This is a genomic window from Desulfogranum marinum, assembly GCF_016918565.1.
Taxonomy (GTDB): domain Bacteria; phylum Desulfobacterota; class Desulfobulbia; order Desulfobulbales; family Desulfobulbaceae; genus Desulfogranum; species Desulfogranum marinum.
The window spans coordinates 312,139-332,543 of sequence record NZ_JAFFQD010000001.1; the positions used below are offsets into that span (position 1 = coordinate 312,139).

Sequence of the window (20,405 nt, forward strand, 5' to 3'; positions counted from 1 at the left end):
TTGCAGGTGTAAGTGGCAGCTTCACAGTTACGATTTACTTTGCTAATCGATGCCAGTAGAAATATCCATAGCTGTATGATAAAAGCTGGATTGGCGCACATGGTAGCATGAGTCTCTGTAGAATGGTATGTCACAAAATCAACTAAAAATGAGTTATGCATAATATTCAGGAAAAAGATTGGGCAGAAGATGACTGGAGCAGTCACACAGGGATGGACGCTGACTCTGATTATTGCACCAGTCAGACATTCAATGATGGCAGGCAAGCGGAGAAAGATGTTGCATGTGAAAAGCCCGCTCAACAACCTTTTACAATAGACTATACATTCATTCGCCGGGGAGAGGCTGAGATTGTCTTTACTTTCAACGAAAGGAAAATACCGGTCAGGGCATTATTTTTCACCGACCCTCTCCTTGATTTAACCGAATCCGCTCTTCAGCTGCGTAAAGGAGCTCACAATAACTCGGTGGTGTTTATAGAGAATAGCGGTGAGCACCAACTGGTTTTCAAGCGTGAACAGGAAGGGGAGCTTACTTTTGAAATGAGATGGTTTGCAAAAGGGGAAGATGTGGATCAAAACCCACCTAATGGGTACACGGTCGTTTTCGAGGGGTCTACCACTGTAGATGCCTATAGCCTTCAGGTTCTACAGATTTTAAACAACATTGACCGGGAACCAGGCGTTGAGCAATACAAAACAAAGTGGATTAATGCTGATTTTCCCAGCGAAGCCTATTGCAGGTTGAAAATGGAAATGGACAGCTAAAAGCTACTCTTCATATAAACTGATTCATCTCAGCAACAGAATGGCCCTGAGAGTAATACATTCCTATCCGTTCACCGGGGGCCATTGATAAACAAAATGCTCAAGCTCTAACCCACCGACCTTATTAACGTAGTTGCCTGGGGATCCTGTAACCGTGTAGGGTGGATAAGCGTAGCGCATCCACGCTGAATCCATTGTCCGACATTGGTGGATGCGCTGCGCTTATCTACCCTACTTACTAATATGGTCAAATTAAAGTGGACATTTTCCTGAGGCTGCTTTAATCAATTCCACCATTTTCTTAAAATCAGAGAGCCGATAGCAGCAGCACCTTTTAGGGCCTTTATCAAACCTTTGCCCATAGGGGAGAGTCCCCTCTCTATTTTTTTCAAGAATATTCTTTGTTACTCGCTTTATTCATGACCACACTCTTAATTGCTGAAAAACCATCCGTTGCCAGGGACCTTGCCAAATATCTTGGTATTGCCCGCCAAGGCGACGGCTTTATCACCTGTAAGCAAGATTTTGTCTGCACCTGGTGCGTAGGCCATATCCTTGAACAGGCACAGCCGCATATTTACGACGAGAAATATAAGCAATGGCGAGCAGAAGATTTACCCATAATCCCAGAGAAATGGATAAAAGAACCCATTGCGAGAACCCAAAAACAGTTAACCATTATCCGAAACCTGCTCAAAAACGCAACCGGCGTCATCAATGCCGGTGACCCGGAAAGAGAGGGACAACTCATAGTCGATGAGGTCCTCGATTATCTTGAATACACCGGTCCGGCAAAGAGACTGTGGATATCGGCTCTCGATGAACGAACCATTGCAAAAGGATTTCAAAAATTACGTGATAACCAGGAATTTTTAAATATTAAAAATGCCGCTATCTGCAGGGCCAATGCAGACTGGCTTGTGGGGTTAAATGTTACCCGGGGACTCACCCTTGCCGCCGGCACCAGAGGCACGGTTCTCTCAGCTGGAAGAGTCCAGACGCCGACCCTTTCTTTGGTTGTTGATCGGGACCGGGAAGTGGAAAATTTTATCAAAAAACCGTATTGGCAACTCAAAGCCACGGTTAGCCACCACAACGGCAACTTTATTGCCACGTGGGAACCTGGAGAGCTGGCAAAGGGTGTTGACCCTGAAGGCCGGCTCGTCGAGGAGCAAACAGCAAACGATCTGGTGGAACGACTGACAGGTAGCACCGGGGTCATTAAAGATCGGAAACAGACACTGAAGAAAAAAAGTCCTCCGCTTCCCTTTATGCTGTCTGATCTGCAAAAAAAAGCAGAGGATAAATTCGGGTATGCCCCAAAGCGAACCCTGGAGATTGGTCAGGGCCTCTATGAAAAAAAGAAGTGTCTCACCTACATGCGAACCGAGTGCAGATACCTGCCGAATGAAATGCATGAGGATGCACCGCGGGTTATCGCAGCACTGGCCAAGCAAGGTCTTACAGGGGCCGACAAAGCGGATCCTTCACTGTTATCCCCTGCCTGGAACACCAAAAAACAGGGTGCGGAAGCTCATCACGGCATTATTCCGACTGAAGTTATTCCCAGAGATTTAACCGAGGAAGAACACAACATCTACACGCTGGTTACAAACCGGTTTTTGAAGCAGTTTTTCCCAGACTACCAATACTACTCAACCAACATTTTAGTTGATTGCCTTGATGAACATTGGCGAGCAAAAGGAATTACGGTAAAAGATCCCGGCTGGATGACACTCAACGACCAACAGACAAAAGACCGCCCCCTCCCAGCGGTAAAAAAAGGAGATCCTGCAGCCATAGAGAAGATCGAAAAAGAACAGAAAACGACGAAACCACCATCACGATTTACGGAAGCATCCCTCCAGGTTGCAATGACTGAAGTTCATAAATATGTTGATGATCCGGTCATCAAAGCCCGCCTCAAAGAGAATTCCGGAATCGGCACACCCGCAACCAGAACAAACATTATCGCAGAATTGCAAAAGCGAGAGTATCTCGACAAAAAAGGGAAATCTCTGATTTCCACCGAGCGGGGGCGTGAGATAATCGACAAAATGCACCCTACCCTCAAATCTCCAGGCATGACCGCAATTTGGGAGGATGCCCTGGATAGAGTGTGCGAAGGCAACCTTGGCAAAGATGATTTCCTGGAGGAACTCACACGACGTATGGCTAAAATGGTTCAATATGCCTTAGCTACGCAATTCTCTGAGATCATCACCGGCAAACGATACGCCTGCCCTCTTTGTGATGGCTACCTGATTCGGATGGAGTCCAAAAAAGCCAAAGGGAAATTCTTCTGGATATGTTCCAACGGCAGGGAAATAAACTGTCCCCCCAGGTCCGACAATAATGGCGCCCCAGGAGCCGCATTTGCAGAACGCCCCACCTCCGGCCCTCTCTGCCCGGCCTGCAAGGAAGGTTTTTTGATGCGATTGGAAAGTAACAACAGACCGGGATATTATTTTTGGGCGTGTTCAACAGGCAAAGAAAAGGGATGTCCGCTCCTGCTCGACAATAACGGCAAACCGGGTAAACTTATGATCGATCCGGATGCCCCGAAAGCACCCTGCCCCCATGAAAACTGTAAAGAACAGATACGACGCATCCAATCTGCAAAAAATGCCTCTTTTTTTTACTGGAAATGTCCTAACCCGCAGCACAAGCTTCTCCAGGATGATAACGGCAAACCTGGCAAGGAAATCGAATTTAAACGGTAAACAAGTTGCCAAGGTATAGCCCGGTGTCTTGAGCCATGATCTGAACGTGTGCATACGAAATGGTATTGTGGACGACGCTACGGGAATCTACGGTTGGGATCGCTGATTGGGGTGAGTTTATCTGTACGAATATTTGCTATCAGCCCATTTCAAAAAAAGGCGAAATGGGCTGATCTTCCTGAATACTGCTACGAGTGAACCTGTAAAAGCCATCAAAGAATGTTTCGCTTTCCCGTCACAATACAAACAGAATCTTTTTAAAACCACCAAATCATCCGCTTTGCCGGATTACCAAAAGACTCAAAAGAATCACCTGATTCACGCAGTACGTCTTCAAGCTCAGCCTGGCTGAATTCGTAACCGTCTTCGCCGGCTATAGTAATGAATTCGTCCATTGTTTTAATCGCATCGTATTTTTTCCGAATGTCCTCATTTTCGCCGCCTGCGATGAGTAATTCTTCAACATTTTTCTTTGACATTATTTCACTCCTTTATCTCTCTATGCCAAGGGCATTCTACTATGTTATAAATTCAATCTGAAGCGTTTCATCCTCCTGGTTGGCAACCAGTTTATACGCTCCGCTTTTATCTATCTGAAAATTAAAAAGAGGTTCCTGGCCTTTAAAGGCGTCCATTATTTGATCTTTTTTTTCAGACTCGCAATCAACATTGAACCATACACCGATCTCCTCTCCTTTTTCGCCCATTTGAAGGAGGAAGGCATTATGTTCAATAAAAACAAGGTCCTCATGCCAATGACTTACCTGAAAACCAATATTCTCCAACATTGTTACAATCAAACCGAGCGGACGATAGGGTATAGTTTCCCGGGTGGTCACTTTCTCTCTCCAGCTTGGATGTTTGTTATTCAGTTTTTTCACCAAGGGTTCGAACAGATGCAACACTGTCCCAACTGTAATATGTATTGACCGTTTCCCCGGGAAGGGTTTCTGTTATCCGGATAAAATCGTCGCCGAGAAACATCACCGCATCCGCATAGACACGCCCCTCGTTTACCTGCATTTTTACGCCTTTACGCAGTTTTCTGGAAAGTGTTCCATGTACCGGCATAGATGCGTATTCAAATATTTTTTCCATTATTTCTTTTTTCATCCACTCTATCCTTTATCTCTATTTATGGTTTTAGACGTCTGATGTTCTTCAATTCGTCAGATATGGAGTAAGCATCTCCCGCACTTCTTCTCCAATGGCAAGAATAGTCTCAATGTCCGTGGCCGTTGGCGTCTGCACATTGTACGTATCAAGATCGCAAATCTCTTGAAAAGAATCCAAAAACTGCATTTTTTGCGCAAACCCGGGATTTGGCCCCAGATGTTGCTCAATGGCTCGAAGTAAGTCTCCCATTGTATGGTTTTCAGCAAGGTCGCCCCGATGCATTAAAAAGGCCATGACTATCTTTTCAATACCCATGCAGGTCAGATTATAGATGGTATCCGGCGAAAATGCCTTTTTCTGCTGCTCGTGAGCGGCACTTGCAGTCCTCAAGAATTGTTCACCGTCCCGCCGGTATTCCTGCCAATTATCAATGGATATTATATTTTCTGCAGAATCAATCTGTATTATATTCATGGGTATCCGCCGTATACTCTTTACGAAGACAGATAAGTGCTGTCTTCTTCCAATAATTCTCCCTATAAAAACAGAGAGCCGGTTCATTGTTACGATCGGCAAGCAACTGCATTCTGGAAGCACCCTGTTGCTTACCCCAAAAACCTATTTCTCGGATAAGGGCGCTACCAATACCTATTCTTTGCCATGGGCCGGCAACGACAACATCTTCAATAAGCAAGGCCGGTCCGCCTTCGGCAGTGGAAATAACCTTCTGCCCCGTTACCATACCGATTACCTCAGCATCTTTCTCTGCGACAATAATTGCGGCTTCAGGCGAGTCCATCAGTAGCTCAAGCCCCATTTTCTGACGATCAGGGTCAAAGGTAAAATCTTCCTCAATCGTAAACAGTTGATGAAGGAGCTGGAGCAGTGAGGAAATATCACTCCTCACTGCCTGGCGAAAGGTAACAGTCTTCATGGGCATTCAACCAATGAGATATTCGGCCGGCGGCTCGCCATCTTCAACACCGTCCAATATTTCATCAATGATTTCCTCGCTGTTAACGCCCTTAAACCACCAGTTGTCTGGCTGAACAACCATTATCGGTCCGGATTCACATTGTTTCAGGCAGCCTGTTGCAATAACCTGCATATCAAGCCCACGGTCAAGAATTTCTTCCTCTATATATTGAAGGAAACCGTCTGTCTGTTTATGACAAATGCCTTTGGGGTCGCCTTTTAATCGAAAACTTTGGCAGACAAGAATCTGCTTTTCAGGTACAGCCATTGCTACGCCTCCTGTTTCTAAATTCTTTATTGTCAGAGACAGATACGTTCATTGCCGATGCATCGGTCTCGAATGTCTTCACTTTTTACACTTGCCTTTTTTACCACCACCGTAGAGCACATCCACGCATCCTTCTATGGCATCTTCAACCATCATTACCCTTAGCCCGTTTTCGCCTAAAATTTTCCGAGGACTTTCACCAGCACTGGCTGCAAGGAGGACGAAACAATCTCCCAAAACATTTGACAAAGATTGCCATCGCCCTTTCCCTCCCCCTGGTTCCGGTGCTTCTCTTGTTTCCAGGAGACAGGGAAGAGCATCGGTTCCCCGCGGCCCGTAAATAAGAATTCTGGTGGCATGTCCCAGGTGAAGATCCACATCCATGCCATTAGAACTTGCCACAGCAACATTAGGGCGCTCTTTTGTTGCTGAAGGATAATCATTTCCGTAGGATGGCAGCCCATTTCCAACGCCATCTTCGGGCTGATATACAAGCAGAGAGTTGATAACCGGTAACAACTCAGCAGCATGAAGCACCAGACTCGCTATTGTTTCATCACCAATCGAACTCACAACCCCCGCATCATCAGATTCTTCTTTTGCAGAATGTACAGCTACAGCATCGGCACCAAGCTCTTTGAGCACCTCGCAGACAGGAATAACCTGATCAAGATTGCACTCCGGATACAGGGTGATACTCCCGCAAACGGTCATATTATGCTGCTTGAACGCTGCTGCCGCACGACGCTGCTCTTCAAAAACTATGGGCGCAGCCTTTGCCATAGGGAGTGTCTTGCGCGCCGGCCGGATCCACATATAAATTTTTTCAAGCGTATCGACAGTTACGGCATCCATTACGAGTTCAACATACTCTACACCAGCTTCCGCCAACGTCTGAGCATACGTCTCTCCCCCCATACCTAGAGTCCGAAGGGCAAAACGCGCCTCTGGATATTTCTGCCGTATAATTCCTATGGTCTCGAGTGTCTCTTTGGGTGTTGCAAGAGGATCTCCGGGACCGGCTATGGATATTATAAACCCTTTCCCTTCAAAGCTGTCGGCCTGTTCAGCAACCCAAGCAAGAGATTCATGAGGCAGCATACAATTGGATCTCACCTGACCTGAAGAAGCAAATTTTGTCCTGGAGACTTCCACTGGAGCAACCGGCAGATTTATAACCATATTGCCGAAATACGACTTTTCATGGGTCTGATTATTTTTATAGGCTGTCATCGATAAGACGCTCATGCTCTCTTGGTCCTCAGGCAGATATACATGCAGCAGCGATCATTGCCGATCGCCGCTGCACCGGGTGTGCATTACAATACAAGTTCAAACTTGCTTGGAGTATCATCACGATCTTTTCTATCCAGCAACGCATCTGTAATTTTTTCCAGCAGACGCAGGCCGCCCATATACCCAACTGTCGGGAAATGCTGATGCCCCTGACGATCCAAAATCGGGAATCCCCAGCGAACAAACGGTAAGTCTTCATCACGGGCTATATACTTGCAATAGGTGTTGCCGATGATGAGATCAACCGGATCATTTTTGATCCACTGGTGGAGCAGGAACATATCTCCCTTGGCCTTGACGTTCACCTCACAATCCATGCCTGCGGTCAGTTCTTTAATCCTTTTTTCAAACTTCTTCCCTGGTGTTCCAGTCACAACGTGGACCGGACACATATCAATGGAGACAAGAAATTCAGTCATGGCAATCAATTGATCAGGGTCACCAACCAAGGCTACTTTTTTGCCGTAAAGCCATTGGTGCATATCAGAAATAAAATCAACCAGGCGTCCACGTTCAGACGCCACTTCATCTGGTACGGTTGTTCCAGCCAAGGTGCGAAGGGCATCAATAAATCTATCGGTTGCGTTCAAACCAAAAGGCATATCAAGAACCGAACAAGGCACCTTGCATTTCGTATCAAGCAGCCTGGCGCCGTCAGCAGAACACCATTCACCAAGGGCCAGTGTCCCAATAGCCCCGCCGCTCGCTTTAATGTCCTCTATAGGCGTACCAGCATCGGGAAACATCGAATATTCACCAGTCAGAGCCCCATTAAGAACGCCGGAGGTATCTGGAAACATGGTGATATCAATTCCAATAAGATCCGCGAGCCTTTTAAGCTCAGCCATATCAGAAGGCTCAACCCAGCCTGGAATTATATTTATTTTGCCGTTCTTTTTTTCCTGCGGTTCGGCAAGCGCAGCCATGGCCTTGACCATGTTGGAGAAACCGGTCACATGCGATCCCACATAGCTTGGAGTGGGCGCTCCGAAGACTGTCTTTCCTTCAGGTATCTTTTTTTCCTTGTTCGCCTTGTGAAAAATCTGCGGTAAATCATCGCCGATTGTTTCGGACAAACAGGTTGTATGAACCGCTATTACTTCAGGCTCATATACGGTAAAAATATTATTAATAGCCTGGATCAGGTTTGCCTGTCCGCCGAACACCGATGCTCCCTCGGTAAAGGAACTGGTGGCAGCCGAGATGGGCTCTTTGTAGTGCCTGGTCAAAGTACTTCGATGATAGGCACAGCATCCCTGTGAACCGTGACTGTGCGGCAGACACCCTTTTATGCCAAGTGATGCATACATGGCACCAATAGGCTGACAGGTCTTGGCCGGATTGATCATCAAGGCTTTGCGATCAGCAATTTCTTTTGGTGTATGTCGTAGTAACATGATCGTACCTTCCTAAAATTCTTTGTTATTCCCACACATATGTTGCGGAAAGTTCCGGATTTTTCTGCCAGGGAGCCTTCATGTAGCTCCAGATTTTACTGCTGACCAGCCGGTCTATCTCGTTATAAAAATTAACAGCTCCCACAAACCCCGCATACGGACCGCCCGAGTCATAACTGTGCAACTGCTTCATGGGCACGCCCAACTTCTGGATGGAATATTTCTCTTTAATTCCTGCACAAAAGAGATCCGGCTTCAGCAACTCAACCAATTTTTCGGCTTCATACTGATTCAAATCATCAATGACCAGAGTGCCCTCGTCCATCGCTGGGTTCAAGCCCTCATACTCTTTAAACTTCAATCCAGCCTTTTCCAACGCCTCAATTTCTGCAGCTGTCTTCCGAGGATTGTACAATTCAGGATCAGCCTCGACCTCAATTTCTTCAATATTGCGGCTGTCGGCATCAACTTTAAGATTAGGAATTACATGGCGACCTTCATAATCATCCCGGTGTCCGAACTCATAGCCTGCAGAAAGGGTCTTCATGCCCATTTCTTCAAATAATTCCTGATAATGATGCGCACGCGAGCCGCCGACGAAAATCATCGCTGTTTTGCCTTCTGTTCGAGGAAGGACTGATTCCTGTGCGGCTTTTACAGCCGGCATTTCTTCTGCAATTACTTCCTCTACCTTATCGATAAGCTCCTGATCGCCAAAATACTGGGCGATTTTCCGTAGTGATTTTGCAGTTGCCTTTGCCCCGATAAAATTGATTTTAATCCACGGGATACCGTATTTTGTCTCAAGCATGTCCGCAACATAGTTAATGGAGCGATGACACATGACGCAACTGAGGTCTGCCTGGTTTGCCGAGGCAAATTGGTCGTAGGTGGAATTACCGGAAAATGTGGCAATATTAGTGATGCCGCACTTCTTCAGGACACGGTCGATCTCAAAACCGTCACCACCGATATTATATTCACCAAGGAGGTTAATCTTGTATTTATCAGTTTTTTCGTTCTCACTAGTCCCAACAAGATGGGTAAACACCTGGTTGTTGGCGATATGGTGACCAGCCGACTGGGATACCCCCTTATACCCTTCACAACTGAAGGCAAAAACATTACAGTCACCAAACTTCTCTTTCATCTTCTTGGCAACAGCATGGATATCATCACCGATCAACCCCACTGGGCAGGTTGCAAAAACTGCAATCCCTTTAGGGTGAAAGGTGTCGTATGCTTCCTGAATAGCCGCCTCAAGTTTTTTCTCACCACCAAAGATGATGTCTGAATCCTGCATATCAGTGGTAAAAGAATACGGTATATAATTATCTTCTCCTTTTTCACCGGCATCATGCTGATTGCGTCGAGTGAGCCAGGCATAAAAGCTGCAACCCACCGGGCCATGCACCAGGTTAATAATATCACTGGTCGGCCCCATGATAACGCCTTTACAACCGGCGTAGGTACAACCGCGCATGGTGATAATACCTGGAATTGTTCGTACGTTTGCTGTAATTTCCGGCGTAGTATTTTCAAGCGCCTCGTTAATCATTATCTGCTTGGCACGTTTTCGGGCGACCTTAGGCGGATACTTTTCAAGGAGTTTCCCCTTGATATCATTTGGCTCCCACTGCACCATTTTTTCTGTTCTTCCCATAACCTCTGCTCCTTAAAGGAAATTACTGAATCGACTTTGCGCCGCGTTCGTTCGTCCGAACTCTGGCAGCATCTGCCATGGGGAGGATAAATATTTTACCGTCACCCGCTTTACCTGTCTTGTTAATGGTTATGATTGCTTCCACGATATCATCAACCTTATCGTCCTCAACAACGACAGTTACCATTCTCTTGGGATACAGGTTTCCCTTCTCTCCCAGCAGCGCTGCAGCCTCTTCATACCCTTCTTCAACGCCATCCATCAGCTTGCGATTGACAAACCCAACCCCCCTGCCCTGTACTTCATGGGCAAAGAAGGCATCAACACCGGCATCAGTCAGTGCAGTCTTAGTTTTGTTCATCATATTCATGCGAACAATAGCGATTATTTCTTTCATGCGGCCACCTCCTCGGCAGAGGCCCCCTCTTTAACGCCGGAACTGATGGTGTATACTTCTTCAACTTCCGATACAAATATCTTACCGTCACCAAAAGCACCTTTTTTGCTCGATCTGGCAGTATCCATAATCGTATCAATGACGAATTCCTTATCAGCTTCCGGCACAACACTGATCAGCATAGTTTTTGGGATTTCATCGTAGGTGACTTCACCAATCTTAATCCCCCGTTGCTTTCCGCGCCCTGCAACAGAATACTTTGTCACAGCTGGAAAGCCTGCGTCCATAAGTGCTGCAAGCACCTCATCAGATTTCTCCGGACGAACAATTGCTCTAATCATGATCATCATTGCTTTTCTCCTGTAATATCAATTTTATTAAGCTTCCAACAAACCAAAATCGAGTAACAACTGTTCGAGTTCTTCAATCTCCAGCGGTGTTGGTATTACAAAATTTGTATTTTCATCGATTGCCTTGGCAAGCCCACGATATTCACCTGCTTGCGTACATTCACCATTCCATTCAATAACAGTTTTCCGGTTGATCTCTGCTCGCTGAACATCGTTGTCGCGAGGCACAAAATAGATCATCTGGGTGCCGAGTTTTTTGGCCAACTCTTCAATCATTTCTTTTTCATTGTCAACGGTTCTGGAGTTACAGATAAGGCCGCCGAGACGGACAGAACCTGACTGCGCATACTTCCCAATCCCTTTGCATATATTGTTGGCAGCATACATAGCCATCATCTCGCCCGAACAGACAATATAGATTTCCTCTGCCTTGCCGTCCCTGATTGGCATTGCAAACCCACCGCAAACAACATCGCCAAGTACATCATAAAAAGCAAAATCCAGACCTTCAGACTCTTCGTATGCACCAAGGGACTCAAGCATATTAATAGAGGTGATAATTCCACGACCGGCACACCCTACCCCCGGCTCAGGTCCACCAGACTCAACACACCAGGTGTCGCCGTATCCAAGCTTACGGATATCATCCAGTTCAACATCTTCACCTTCTTCTCTCAAGGTATCCAGTACTGATTTCTGGGCCAAACCACCTAAAAGTAATCGTGTTGAATCAGCCTTGGGGTCACAACCGACTACCATTACTTTGCGTCCCATTTCTGCCAGACCAGCTACGGTATTCTGTGTTGTTGTAGATTTGCCGATACCGCCTTTTCCGTAGATTGCTACCTTTCTCATTTTGTTCTCCTACGTTGTTGATATGATAATTGCTGACATTACCTGTTCTGCAGTAGTACCTTTCTGCAGTGTGCTTTTGTTTTCGTGTTTGCTTTTCTATCGCAAGGCCTGTGCCAAAAATCAAAATTAAAAATAAAACCTTAATTTCAATTACTTAACAAAAAAATAAACCCTCTCTAAAACAAACAACTTTGTACAAGACTTTTCACCATTTTGGAATTAACGTACAAAATTGTAAAAAATAAGACAGTAATGCAACACTGGTAACAACCAATTTTAAAGAGTTACGTCCATGGTCATTATAGATTTGGAGCCATTACATGTTCCATGTGGTGCCGGGGGCTGCGGGAATTTTATTCTAGAGAAAAAAAAGTGATCAAGTTTAGGAAAAACCTTTAGGGAGAGAAAATCGGAATGAAAGAAGCAAAAAAGAACGTTGACCTGAACGAGTGGGCAATACAAACTACTTTTACACGACACCGTTGACTTTAAAATACCCGCATGGAAAAATTCGGTAGTCACTGTCCACTACATCTCTTCCAGGCAGACTACCCTGCCAGGGAGGGGGTATATAATAGATATCCAGATATTTTGCCTAGTTCACAGTAGATTGTTACCCACTGAACCTACTCGACTTTCCTCCCTGGAGGGACAACCGGACAGGTTGTTGTATCTGAAACACATTTGTTATGAACAGAATTTTAAAAAAGCTTGGAAGAGCCGGAAAAAAGAGATAGGTTGTTCGACAATTTGCCGAACGAGAATAGTTTGCAGCAAAACTAACCCAAGCTGCAGCTCCAAATCACATTGCATGTCTGGAACATATCTCCATTACATTGGTCACATACGCAGTTACTCGTAGTACCGTTTGGATCCGCTTCTAGGCTTTGAATATTTCCCCAAAAATCTAGGAGAAAACAATGGTGGAAGAAATTCGACTGCTCACATTACAAAACCTTTCTGCTGATGCGCGTCAAAAACTCCTTCTGCGCACAGAAAGCGACCTCGGGCACTATCTGAATACTGCACAAACAATCATCAAGGCAGTACAAGAGGAAGGCGACGCTGCACTGGTTCGCTTTGGCCGTGATTTTGACAAGGCGGCAATTGAACCGGGCACCATCAAGGTTACAGAGGAAGAATTTGCTCGTGCTGAAGCTGCAGTTCCCGCAGAACTGGTGGAAGCAATTCGTTTTGCCACGGAGAGTATCCGCATTTTCCATCAACAGCAGATGCCGGAACGAATGCGGATGGAAGAAATGCGACCGGGAGTGTTCTGTGGTGAAAAATATGCGCCAATCCCTTCTGTTGCCTGCTACGTTCCCAGGGGTAAGGGATCGTTTCCCAGTGTATTGATGATGACGGCTGTTCCTGCTGTTGTTGCTGGTGTGCCGAAGGTGTGTGTACTCACCCCAGCAGGCCCTGATGGTCGGGTTGACGATGCAACTCTTTTTGCTGCCCAAGAGGTTGGGGTAAGCGAAGTGTATAAATGCGGCGGCGCCCAGGCAGTAGCTGCAGTTGCTTATGGCACTGAAACGGTCCCCAAAGTCGATAAAATCGTTGGCCCGGGGAGCCCCTGGGTTGTAGCTGCCAAACAATTGCTTGCTGATGTCATCGATCCCGGTACACCAGCAGGCCCCAGCGAATCAATAGTTTTTGCAGACAGTTCAGCGGATGGGGCCCTGGCTGCTCTGGACCTGATCATTGAGTCTGAACACGGTCCGGACTCTTCAGCGTATCTCATTACCAATAGTGAGCAGGTGGCCCAAGCCGCACTGCAGGCAATTCCTGGGTACTGGGAGCAACTGGGTGAGACCAGGAGATCCTTTTCCAAAACCGTGCTGAGTGGGGAGCGTGGTGGCATTATCATTGCTGAAGACATCCGGAGTTGTATCGATTTCATTAATGATTACGCCCCAGAGCACCTGATGATCCATAGCCGCGAACCCTTTGCTCACCTTGGCTCCATAACCAATGCCGGCGAAATTCTACTCGGCGAGCATACCCCTATTTCCCTTGGCAATTATGTGCTGGGTCCCAATGCAGTGCTGCCCACTTCCGGGGCAGCTAAACTTCACTCTCCCCTCGGAGTATATGATTACCTTAAGGCTACCGGTATCGGCTACGTCACTTCAAACGCATACACTACCTTAGCCAAGCATACTCATGCACTTGCCGTCTATGAGGGATTTGACGGTCATGCGCTTGCGGTTTCCGAGCTGCGGGATACACTCCAGCAACAAAAAGGGTAAACACAATGAACAGCGATCAAGCTCCCCCCATTATAGCTCCAAAATTTGACCTTTCAGGGAAGAAAGCCCTGATAACCGGCGCTTCAAGGGGAATAGGCAGAGCACTTGCGATTGGACTTGCCCAGGCCGGGGCAGAGGTTGTTCTTACCGGCAGAAGCACACAACTCCTCTCCGCTGTTGCAGCGGAGATCAGTGCTGAACATGCTCGCCCCACAGTCCTCTGTTTAGATGTGACGGATGTTGAGGCGCTGCCGGACGCAGTTGAAACCTGCTGCAGCAAGATAGGTGGCCTTGATATCCTGGTTAATAATGCCGGCTTTGAGCGGGTACAAGATTCCCTGCAAGTCACCCCGTCAACCTGGGATACCATTCTTGATACCAATCTCAAAGGTGCTTTTTTCATGGCACAGGCTGCAGCCAAGGTTATGCTTGAAAGCGGTAGTGGGAGTATTGTGAATGTCTGCTCGCTCGCTTCCAGCGTTGGTATCCCCACGGCAGTACCATATACCAGCTCCAAAAGCGGATTACTTGGCATGACCCGGGCTCTGTCTTCGGAATGGGCACCTAAAGGCATCCGCGTTAACGGCATTGCTCCTGGATATTTCAGAACGGCAATGACCGATGTCTTTTTTCAAGACAATGAATGGGCAGAGGCTATGCTTGCTAAAATTCCTGCGGGAAGATTTGGTCGAGTCGAAGACCTCATTGGTGCGGTGGTCTTTTTTGCAAGCCCTGCCGCAGAATACATAACAGGGCAGATGCTGACCATTGATGGTGGTTATCTTGCCTCTATATAATTATATTCATTGATGATAAAACCCGTGACGCAAACCTCTCCTCTTGTCGAACTAAGCAACGTAAGCAAACGGTTTGGCAAGGTTACCGCTGTAGACAATGCAAACTTTTCCCTCTCCCAGGGATCGGTTCTGACCATCCTCGGCCCCAGCGGTTGTGGTAAAACCACCCTGCTGAGGATGATCGCCGGCTTTGAATCACCAACAACAGGCAATATTCGTATAAACGGGCAGCCTGTTCAGGCTGTTCCGCCGTATAAACGCTCCATAGGCATGGTGTTTCAGAACCTTGCTCTTTTCCCCCATATGACAGCAGGAGAAAATATTGCCTATCCTCTAAAGATGAGGCGATTTTCCCCTCAGGATATTCCCGGGCTTGTTGAACGTTATCTTGACATTGTTCGTTTGTCTGGTATGGGAGAGAGAAGAATTCAGCAATTATCAGGCGGGCAGCAACAGCGAGTTGCCATCGCCCGAGCCCTGTCATTCAATCCGGATTTATTGCTGCTTGACGAACCTCTGTCGGCACTGGATAAAAAGCTGCGTGAAGAAATGCAGCTTGAGTTCAGACGGATTCAACAACAACTCGGTGTAACCACTATCAATGTCACCCATGATCAGCGGGAGGCTCTGGTCATGTCTGATGAGATTATCGTCATGTCTGAAGGCGCCATTCAGCAGATTGCCGATCCGGTATCCCTGTACAGACAACCCAGCAACCGATTCGTTGCCTCGTTTATCGGACTCACCTCCCTTATCAGAGGAACAGTAGAGGATGCCAGAGAAGGCAAGATTACCTTTCGTACAACTCATACTACTCTTCAGGGGCAGGCAAGTGAACGTTTTCGATTTGGTGAAACCGTTGAAGGAGCGATACGCGCGGAACAAGTCCGTATCAGTACGGATATTAAGGGGGCTGAGGGTATGGATAACATACTTGATGGCGTTGTCGAACAACAGATTTTTGAAGGAGACAGGATGGTCTACCAGATATCGTGTCCTGCGCTTGGCACAGCTCCTCTGTTCGTATTTGATCATGACCCTAGCCATCATACGCCCCATGCACAGGGGGATAGAGTAGTGGTGAGCTGGAAAGTGAGAGATCTGTTGGTGTACCCATGCCAAAAATATCGAGTTTCAAACCCTTGAACAATTCAACCCAAGGAGGAATTGCATGAAGAACAAGCCATTGGAGAGCCTGACGATGGACAGGCGGGACTTTTTAAAAACATCAGCCGTAGTTGCCGGTAGTGTTGCACTGGGGCCTTCCATAGCCCTTGCCGAACAAAAGAAACCAAAGGAAATTATTGTCCGTGCCTGGGGCGGGTCTTGGGGAGAAGCACTCAAGACCGGCGTAGCTGATGGGTTTACTCAAGCAACAGGCATAAAGGTGCGCCTTGACTTTACAGAAGACAATGAAATCAAACCCAAAATATGGGCTGCGGTTGATCAGGGCCGGATACCACCGATTCACGTCAACTGGGATACGACCACTAACGCCACTATTTCGGCTCTACGCGGTGTCACCGTAGATCTAAGTGATCTGAGCAACCTGAAAGGGCTGCTCCCTCTCGCCAAACCGGTAGGAATGGAAGGATATCCTTTGGTCAACACCTATGCCTATGTCTATGTTTGCGCTTACCGTCCGGAAGCCTTTCCTGATGGTCCCCCTCAATCATGGAATGTACTGCTTGATCCAAAGTTCAAAGGCAGAGTCGCGCTGTACGACGACGGAATCGGCTTTAACCCAATAGCCGTTATTGCAGGCGGCGGGAGCTTAAAAGATATTCCAGGTAACATGGAGCCCGGGTATGCATTTTACAAAAAATTGAAGGCAAACAAGCCATTACTTGGCGAAGATGCGGATTTCACCACCTGGTTTCAGAAAGGTGAAATCGATCTTGCCTGCACAATCAGCGTAAATGCACGTGCAGCCAAGCAAAGCGGCATCGATGTAGCATGGACGGTGCCCAAAGAAGGCTGTAAAGTGGATACCGACGGCTTATGGGTACCTAAAGGTCTGCCTGCAAATGAGGAGTACTGGGCTAAGGAATTTGTGAACTTTGCACTAACCAAAGAAGCCCAGAAAAAATGGTGTTCACTGTTAGGCCTGCCTCCTGTCTACCCTGGAATCGAGCCTCCTGCCGACTTGGCTGGAGATGTTTCCTACCCTACCAAACCTGAGGATTTTGCAAAACTGGTGCGTGTACCGTCCAAGGTGTTGGTTGAAAACCAACCCAAATGGTTTGCGAAATTTAATGAAATTTTCCAGGGTTGATGTGGTCTGATTGACTGTTTTTGCCCCACTGCATGCTGTTGCAGCGGGGTTTTATTTTTTATTAACTGCTCACGAGTTAATGAAAACAGTAGGTTACAACCTGTGTGAGTAGTTACATTTTTTAAAAGGTATTGCTTTGGCTTCAAATTCTTCTTCAAAGCTGCCCCGCAGGTGGCATCTGTTTGATATCGCCGAGCGCAACGCAGCTGCACTCTGGCCAAAAACAATGCACAGGTATAGCGGCTACCTGCTGCTGGTACCGGCAATTTTGCTTGTGTTTGTCCTGGTGCTGGGCCTGGTGTATATTGGCGGCTATAGTCTGCACGAACTGGATCTTGCCACGTACAGGTTAAAAGAAACTTTCAGCCTAACCAACTATAGTGCGGCGCTAACCAGCACCACCTACCAGTCCGTGGTTTTACGATCGATCGGAGCATCGATACTGGTAACATTTTTCACCCTGCTGCTGGCATTTCCCTATGCCTATCTGATGGTGCGGGCCAGGCAGGCGGCGACGAAAAAATTTTTATTGATTAGTCTCTTTTTACCGTTTTTCATCGGCCAGATTGTCCGTGCTTACGGCTGGTTGATTATCCTCGGCCAGGAAGGATTGATTAACACCTTATTCGCCGGTCTTGGCTTACCTGCTATGGATCTTATCTATAACTACCCAGCAGTGATCCTCGGTCTGGTACAATACATGCTCCCTTTTGCAGTACTCCTGCTGGCACCTGCCATTACAGCCATTGGCCGCGATGTGGAACTGGCCTCTGAAAGCTTGGGTGCAAACTGGATGAGAACATTTCTTCACGTGGTCCTTCCCATGGCAAAACCAGGACTTGTAGGGTCATCCGTGGTGGTATTCACCCTCACGCTGACGGACTTTGCCATGCCGGAAATACTTGGTGGCGGCACCACGGATTTTATTGCCAATGCCATTTATGATGGTTTTTTTCAGCTTTCCAACTCTGGCCTGGGGTCTGCCCTGGCCATGATTCTCGTTACACTGGGAACGGCTTTTGTTGTCATCCTGTTTTTTCTTGCCGGCACCGGTACGCTTGGGTTTAACGGGAGGGAACAATGATCGGTTCTCGCAGTAAGGGAGTGGTGTTGTGGACAATTGTCTGGTTCGACCTGCTGCTGCTAAGCCTGCCGACTCTGATTATCATTGGTGCGTCTTTTACTTCAGGCGATATTGTTCAGTTCCCGCCAGAGGGTTTTTCGCTGAAATGGTACAGCAAGCTCTGGCTACTGGACGATTTCAAGTCAGCCTTTTTGAGAACCCTGTACGTCTCGATAATTTGTACCCTGGTAAGTATACCGGCTGGAACGTTAGCTGCCATTGGCCTGGCAAGGTATCGAATTCGATTCCATACCACCATCCAGGTCTATCTCCTGCTTCCATTTACCATCCCGTTGGTTGCATCCGGCCTGGGTATGATGATTTTTTTCGGTGAAATACGCATTCTAGGTCAGCTGTGGCCGGTGGGATTAGCTCTTTGCATTATCAACCTCCCCTTTATGATCTGGGCTGTCAGCGCTGCCGTAAACGGGCTTGACGATCAGCTGGAAAATGCGGCCGCAAACTGTGGCGCGCCTCCACTTCAAGCTTTTTTCACTGTTACCCTTCCCGGGGTTATGCCGGGGGTCATCACCGGTGCGCTGCTTATGTTCATCCTGGCCTTCAATGAATTTTTGGTCAGCCTTTTTCTGACTGACGCCCGAACAGTGACCCTGCCGGTTTCCATCTATAATTCTATCCGCAGTGTGATAACCCCTGATCTGGCAGCAGTTTCGGTAGTGTATATCGTCATCGCCTTTATCGCAGTATTGCTGCTGGACAAGCTGGTGGGGTTAGAACTGTTTCTGAAATCAAAATAGGTTAGCAAAACATGAATCACATTGAGCTGCATGTCGGCCAGGTAACCAGCAAACACATAAACACTGCCAATGATTTTATAAGCCACATGCTTGAACATATCGCATGGCGTATGGGATGCAGCATTCAACTGGAGTGGGACAACAAAAACTGGCAAGAGCTGGGACGAGCACTGGCAGCAGAAATAAAAAAATTTGTTCCATTGCAGCGAGAAGCCGCGACACTAGGCATGATTGATGATGGAAGCGCTGAGGTGGGAGTAGAGCTCGTTGAAACGGCCGAACTCAATCTGGATGCTGCGGAAGGTATCGACCTGGACTACTTCCTTTCCCTGCGTTGTGAGCAACTTGCCTCTGGGCAACCCCTCATAGAACTCTTGCTAGGGCTTACTCTAGGTATTGGAGCCCGAATTACGATTTTGGTGGGCAGCCTCAACGATCCGCATCATACGTGGGAAGGGATCTTTCGCGGGCTTGGCACTGCGCTGAGTAAGCTCTATGTTGTTCCTGCTGAAAAAGTAGCTTTTTCCACAACCATCCATGAAGCTAAAAAACATGAAGGGGTGCAGCTACACTGGAGCTCATGCCAGGGTGCTGAAATAGAGCGCGAAACGGCAGAAAGTAAATTACTGGTATCCATTGATTACAATGCACAACCTGGAGCATCTTTTTCTTACCTGGGCACACCCATTGAGCATTACGATGCTGCCGCCCTTGATGGACTACACAGTCTCTTAAAACGTATTGCAACAGAATGCGGCTTTCATCTCCGTATTATATTCACAGCCAAGGCGTTGAGCTCAAGCCATGTGCTGCTTGAAGATACCGGCATGGTGCTCGGCAGGGTTCTGCGGGAAATCTTAGTACAACGGATGATGGATCAGGGAATTAACGGAGCGGGCTCTTCTTTGCAGGTTCCATCCGACATCCGGCAGCAAGCTCTTTCTGTTGGCATCAGCGTGGAAGGCCGAAAATCTTGCCTGTTTGTTCCCTTTACGACAGACAAAAGTCTGCTGTACAGAGACTTCATTCTAGGACACACGGTTTTTGGCGGGTTATATTCGGAGGACCTGGATGATTTTTTTGATGGATTTTCCTGGGGGCTGGGTTGTTCGATCATAATCCATTGTAAGGAAAAACTAAGCCCGGAGGCTGGCTGGGGACAACTGTTCAGCCATTTCGGCAGTGCGTTACGCGAAGTTTTACTGCCGAATCCCAGTCGGCGCGGAGTTCCACCGGGTGTAAAGGCAAATCTTTTTTAAATGGTATGCAAAAAGAAGCTTTTGCCTACGCGAACAGTGCGTAGAAGGGGTGCAAAGTACCGGATGATCATGCCGGTTGACGGCATAAACTTACGCCTCGGTTCCTCTCTCACCTTTTGGGAACGGCGTTGGAT

21 protein-coding genes are annotated in these 20,405 nt (G+C 47.3%); 9 read left to right on the forward strand and 12 right to left on the reverse strand.

What is annotated here, in order from left to right; all coding sequences use genetic code 11:
* Positions 1–155: 155 nt before the first annotated feature.
* Both JWH17_RS01350 and JWH17_RS01355 read left to right on the forward strand, forming a co-directional pair.
* A complete protein-coding gene (locus tag JWH17_RS01350; protein ID WP_205220752.1) occupies positions 156–767 on the forward strand; it encodes a hypothetical protein in 612 nt (203 codons plus the stop codon).
* A 419-nt stretch (positions 768–1,186) separates the two neighbouring features.
* Complete coding sequence (locus tag JWH17_RS01355; RefSeq protein WP_205220753.1) at positions 1,187–3,490, forward strand: DNA topoisomerase 3; 2,304 nt, start codon at positions 1,187–1,189, stop codon at positions 3,488–3,490.
* Between the two features lie 257 nt (positions 3,491–3,747).
* Here JWH17_RS01355 and JWH17_RS01360 read toward each other — a convergent pair whose 3' ends face one another.
* The 12 genes from JWH17_RS01360 to nifH all read right to left on the reverse strand — a co-directional run bounded on the left by JWH17_RS01360 (position 3,748) and on the right by nifH (position 11,807).
* A complete protein-coding gene (locus JWH17_RS01360; protein WP_205220754.1) occupies positions 3,748–3,969 on the reverse strand; it encodes a Nif11-like leader peptide family natural product precursor in 222 nt (73 codons plus the stop codon).
* 39 nt (positions 3,970–4,008) lie between these two features.
* Complete coding sequence (locus tag JWH17_RS01365; RefSeq protein WP_205220755.1) at positions 4,009–4,329, reverse strand: hypothetical protein; 321 nt, start codon at positions 4,327–4,329, stop codon at positions 4,009–4,011.
* Positions 4,330–4,354: 25 nt separating this feature from the next.
* Positions 4,355–4,603, reverse strand: a complete 249-nt coding sequence (locus tag JWH17_RS01370) for a hypothetical protein (protein WP_205220756.1) — start codon at positions 4,601–4,603, stop codon at positions 4,355–4,357.
* Positions 4,604–4,651: 48 nt separating this feature from the next.
* On the reverse strand, positions 4,652–5,080 hold the full coding sequence (locus JWH17_RS01375) for a protein-tyrosine phosphatase family protein (protein WP_205220757.1): 429 nt from the start codon (positions 5,078–5,080) through the stop codon (positions 4,652–4,654).
* Positions 5,061–5,540 (reverse strand): GNAT family N-acetyltransferase, encoded by a 480-nt coding sequence (locus JWH17_RS01380; RefSeq protein ID WP_232370809.1) that lies wholly within the window; start codon positions 5,538–5,540, stop codon positions 5,061–5,063. The genes JWH17_RS01375 and JWH17_RS01380 overlap by 20 nt, the downstream gene beginning before the upstream one ends.
* 6 nt (positions 5,541–5,546) lie before the next feature.
* On the reverse strand, positions 5,547–5,849 hold the full coding sequence (locus JWH17_RS01385; protein WP_205220759.1) for a (2Fe-2S) ferredoxin domain-containing protein: 303 nt from the start codon (positions 5,847–5,849) through the stop codon (positions 5,547–5,549).
* Between the two features lie 78 nt (positions 5,850–5,927).
* Positions 5,928–7,097, reverse strand: coding sequence for a NifB/NifX family molybdenum-iron cluster-binding protein (locus tag JWH17_RS01390; RefSeq protein WP_205220760.1), 1,170 nt, complete (start codon positions 7,095–7,097; stop codon positions 5,928–5,930).
* Positions 7,098–7,168: 71 nt separating this feature from the next.
* A complete protein-coding gene (gene nifK / locus JWH17_RS01395; protein WP_205220761.1) occupies positions 7,169–8,542 on the reverse strand; it encodes a nitrogenase molybdenum-iron protein subunit beta in 1,374 nt (457 codons plus the stop codon).
* Positions 8,543–8,567: 25 nt separating this feature from the next.
* A complete protein-coding gene (gene nifD / locus JWH17_RS01400; protein WP_205220762.1) occupies positions 8,568–10,205 on the reverse strand; it encodes a nitrogenase molybdenum-iron protein alpha chain in 1,638 nt (545 codons plus the stop codon).
* A gap of 22 nt (positions 10,206–10,227) precedes the next feature.
* On the reverse strand, positions 10,228–10,602 hold the full coding sequence (locus tag JWH17_RS01405) for a P-II family nitrogen regulator (RefSeq protein ID WP_205220763.1): 375 nt from the start codon (positions 10,600–10,602) through the stop codon (positions 10,228–10,230).
* Positions 10,599–10,952, reverse strand: a complete 354-nt coding sequence (locus tag JWH17_RS01410) for a P-II family nitrogen regulator (RefSeq protein ID WP_205220764.1) — start codon at positions 10,950–10,952, stop codon at positions 10,599–10,601. The genes JWH17_RS01405 and JWH17_RS01410 overlap by 4 nt, the downstream gene beginning before the upstream one ends.
* A gap of 27 nt (positions 10,953–10,979) precedes the next feature.
* Positions 10,980–11,807: a nitrogenase iron protein gene (nifH, locus tag JWH17_RS01415; RefSeq protein ID WP_205220765.1), complete on the reverse strand. Its 828-nt coding sequence runs from the start codon at positions 11,805–11,807 to the stop codon at positions 10,980–10,982.
* Positions 11,808–12,727: 920 nt separating this feature from the next.
* Here nifH and hisD point away from each other — a divergent pair.
* The 7 genes from hisD (at position 12,728) to JWH17_RS01450 (ending at position 20,271) form a co-directional block, all read left to right on the forward strand.
* Positions 12,728–14,059: a histidinol dehydrogenase gene (gene hisD, locus JWH17_RS01420; protein WP_205220766.1), complete on the forward strand. Its 1,332-nt coding sequence runs from the start codon at positions 12,728–12,730 to the stop codon at positions 14,057–14,059.
* Positions 14,060–14,064: 5 nt separating this feature from the next.
* Complete coding sequence (locus tag JWH17_RS01425; protein WP_205220767.1) at positions 14,065–14,856, forward strand: SDR family NAD(P)-dependent oxidoreductase; 792 nt, start codon at positions 14,065–14,067, stop codon at positions 14,854–14,856.
* 12 nt (positions 14,857–14,868) lie between these two features.
* Positions 14,869–16,002, forward strand: a complete 1,134-nt coding sequence (locus JWH17_RS01430) for an ABC transporter ATP-binding protein (RefSeq protein ID WP_232370810.1) — start codon at positions 14,869–14,871, stop codon at positions 16,000–16,002.
* Positions 16,003–16,027: 25 nt separating this feature from the next.
* Positions 16,028–17,131 (forward strand): ABC transporter substrate-binding protein, encoded by a 1,104-nt coding sequence (locus JWH17_RS01435; RefSeq protein ID WP_205220769.1) that lies wholly within the window; start codon positions 16,028–16,030, stop codon positions 17,129–17,131.
* 136 nt (positions 17,132–17,267) lie between these two features.
* Positions 17,268–18,215, forward strand: a complete 948-nt coding sequence (locus tag JWH17_RS01440; RefSeq protein ID WP_205220770.1) for an ABC transporter permease — start codon at positions 17,268–17,270, stop codon at positions 18,213–18,215.
* Positions 18,212–19,012 carry an ABC transporter permease gene (locus JWH17_RS01445; RefSeq protein ID WP_205220771.1) on the forward strand — a complete coding sequence of 267 codons (801 nt, stop codon included), beginning with the start codon at positions 18,212–18,214 and terminating at the stop codon, positions 19,010–19,012. Before JWH17_RS01440 ends, JWH17_RS01445 begins: the two co-directional genes overlap by 4 nt.
* A gap of 11 nt (positions 19,013–19,023) precedes the next feature.
* Entirely contained in the window at positions 19,024–20,271 is a 1,248-nt protein-coding gene (locus JWH17_RS01450) for a hypothetical protein (protein ID WP_205220772.1), read from the forward strand.
* Positions 20,272–20,405: the final 134 nt, after the last annotated feature.

Bases quoted from the DNA above. Each gene is read 5' to 3' on its own strand.
- JWH17_RS01350 (WP_205220752.1), top strand. From the start codon at position 156: ATGCATAATATTCAGGAAAAAGATTGGGCAGAAGATGACTGGAGCAGT.
- JWH17_RS01355 (WP_205220753.1), top strand. From the start codon at position 1,187: ATGACCACACTCTTAATTGCTGAAAAACCATCCGTTGCCAGGGACCTT.
- JWH17_RS01360 (WP_205220754.1), bottom strand. From the start codon at position 3,969: ATGTCAAAGAAAAATGTTGAAGAATTACTCATCGCAGGCGGCGAAAAT.
- JWH17_RS01370 (WP_205220756.1), bottom strand. From the start codon at position 4,603: ATGAAAAAAGAAATAATGGAAAAAATATTTGAATACGCATCTATGCCG.
- JWH17_RS01375 (WP_205220757.1), bottom strand. From the start codon at position 5,080: ATGAATATAATACAGATTGATTCTGCAGAAAATATAATATCCATTGAT.
- JWH17_RS01380 (WP_232370809.1), bottom strand. From the start codon at position 5,540: ATGAAGACTGTTACCTTTCGCCAGGCAGTGAGGAGTGATATTTCCTCA.
- JWH17_RS01385 (WP_205220759.1), bottom strand. From the start codon at position 5,849: ATGGCTGTACCTGAAAAGCAGATTCTTGTCTGCCAAAGTTTTCGATTA.
- JWH17_RS01390 (WP_205220760.1), bottom strand. From the start codon at position 7,097: ATGAGCGTCTTATCGATGACAGCCTATAAAAATAATCAGACCCATGAA.
- nifK (WP_205220761.1), bottom strand. From the start codon at position 8,542: ATGTTACTACGACATACACCAAAAGAAATTGCTGATCGCAAAGCCTTG.
- nifD (WP_205220762.1), bottom strand. From the start codon at position 10,205: ATGGGAAGAACAGAAAAAATGGTGCAGTGGGAGCCAAATGATATCAAG.
- JWH17_RS01405 (WP_205220763.1), bottom strand. From the start codon at position 10,602: ATGAAAGAAATAATCGCTATTGTTCGCATGAATATGATGAACAAAACT.
- JWH17_RS01410 (WP_205220764.1), bottom strand. From the start codon at position 10,952: ATGATGATCATGATTAGAGCAATTGTTCGTCCGGAGAAATCTGATGAG.
- nifH (WP_205220765.1), bottom strand. From the start codon at position 11,807: ATGAGAAAGGTAGCAATCTACGGAAAAGGCGGTATCGGCAAATCTACA.
- hisD (WP_205220766.1), top strand. From the start codon at position 12,728: ATGGTGGAAGAAATTCGACTGCTCACATTACAAAACCTTTCTGCTGAT.
- JWH17_RS01425 (WP_205220767.1), top strand. From the start codon at position 14,065: ATGAACAGCGATCAAGCTCCCCCCATTATAGCTCCAAAATTTGACCTT.
- JWH17_RS01430 (WP_232370810.1), top strand. From the start codon at position 14,869: ATGATAAAACCCGTGACGCAAACCTCTCCTCTTGTCGAACTAAGCAAC.
- JWH17_RS01435 (WP_205220769.1), top strand. From the start codon at position 16,028: ATGAAGAACAAGCCATTGGAGAGCCTGACGATGGACAGGCGGGACTTT.
- JWH17_RS01445 (WP_205220771.1), top strand. From the start codon at position 18,212: ATGATCGGTTCTCGCAGTAAGGGAGTGGTGTTGTGGACAATTGTCTGG.
- JWH17_RS01450 (WP_205220772.1), top strand. From the start codon at position 19,024: ATGAATCACATTGAGCTGCATGTCGGCCAGGTAACCAGCAAACACATA.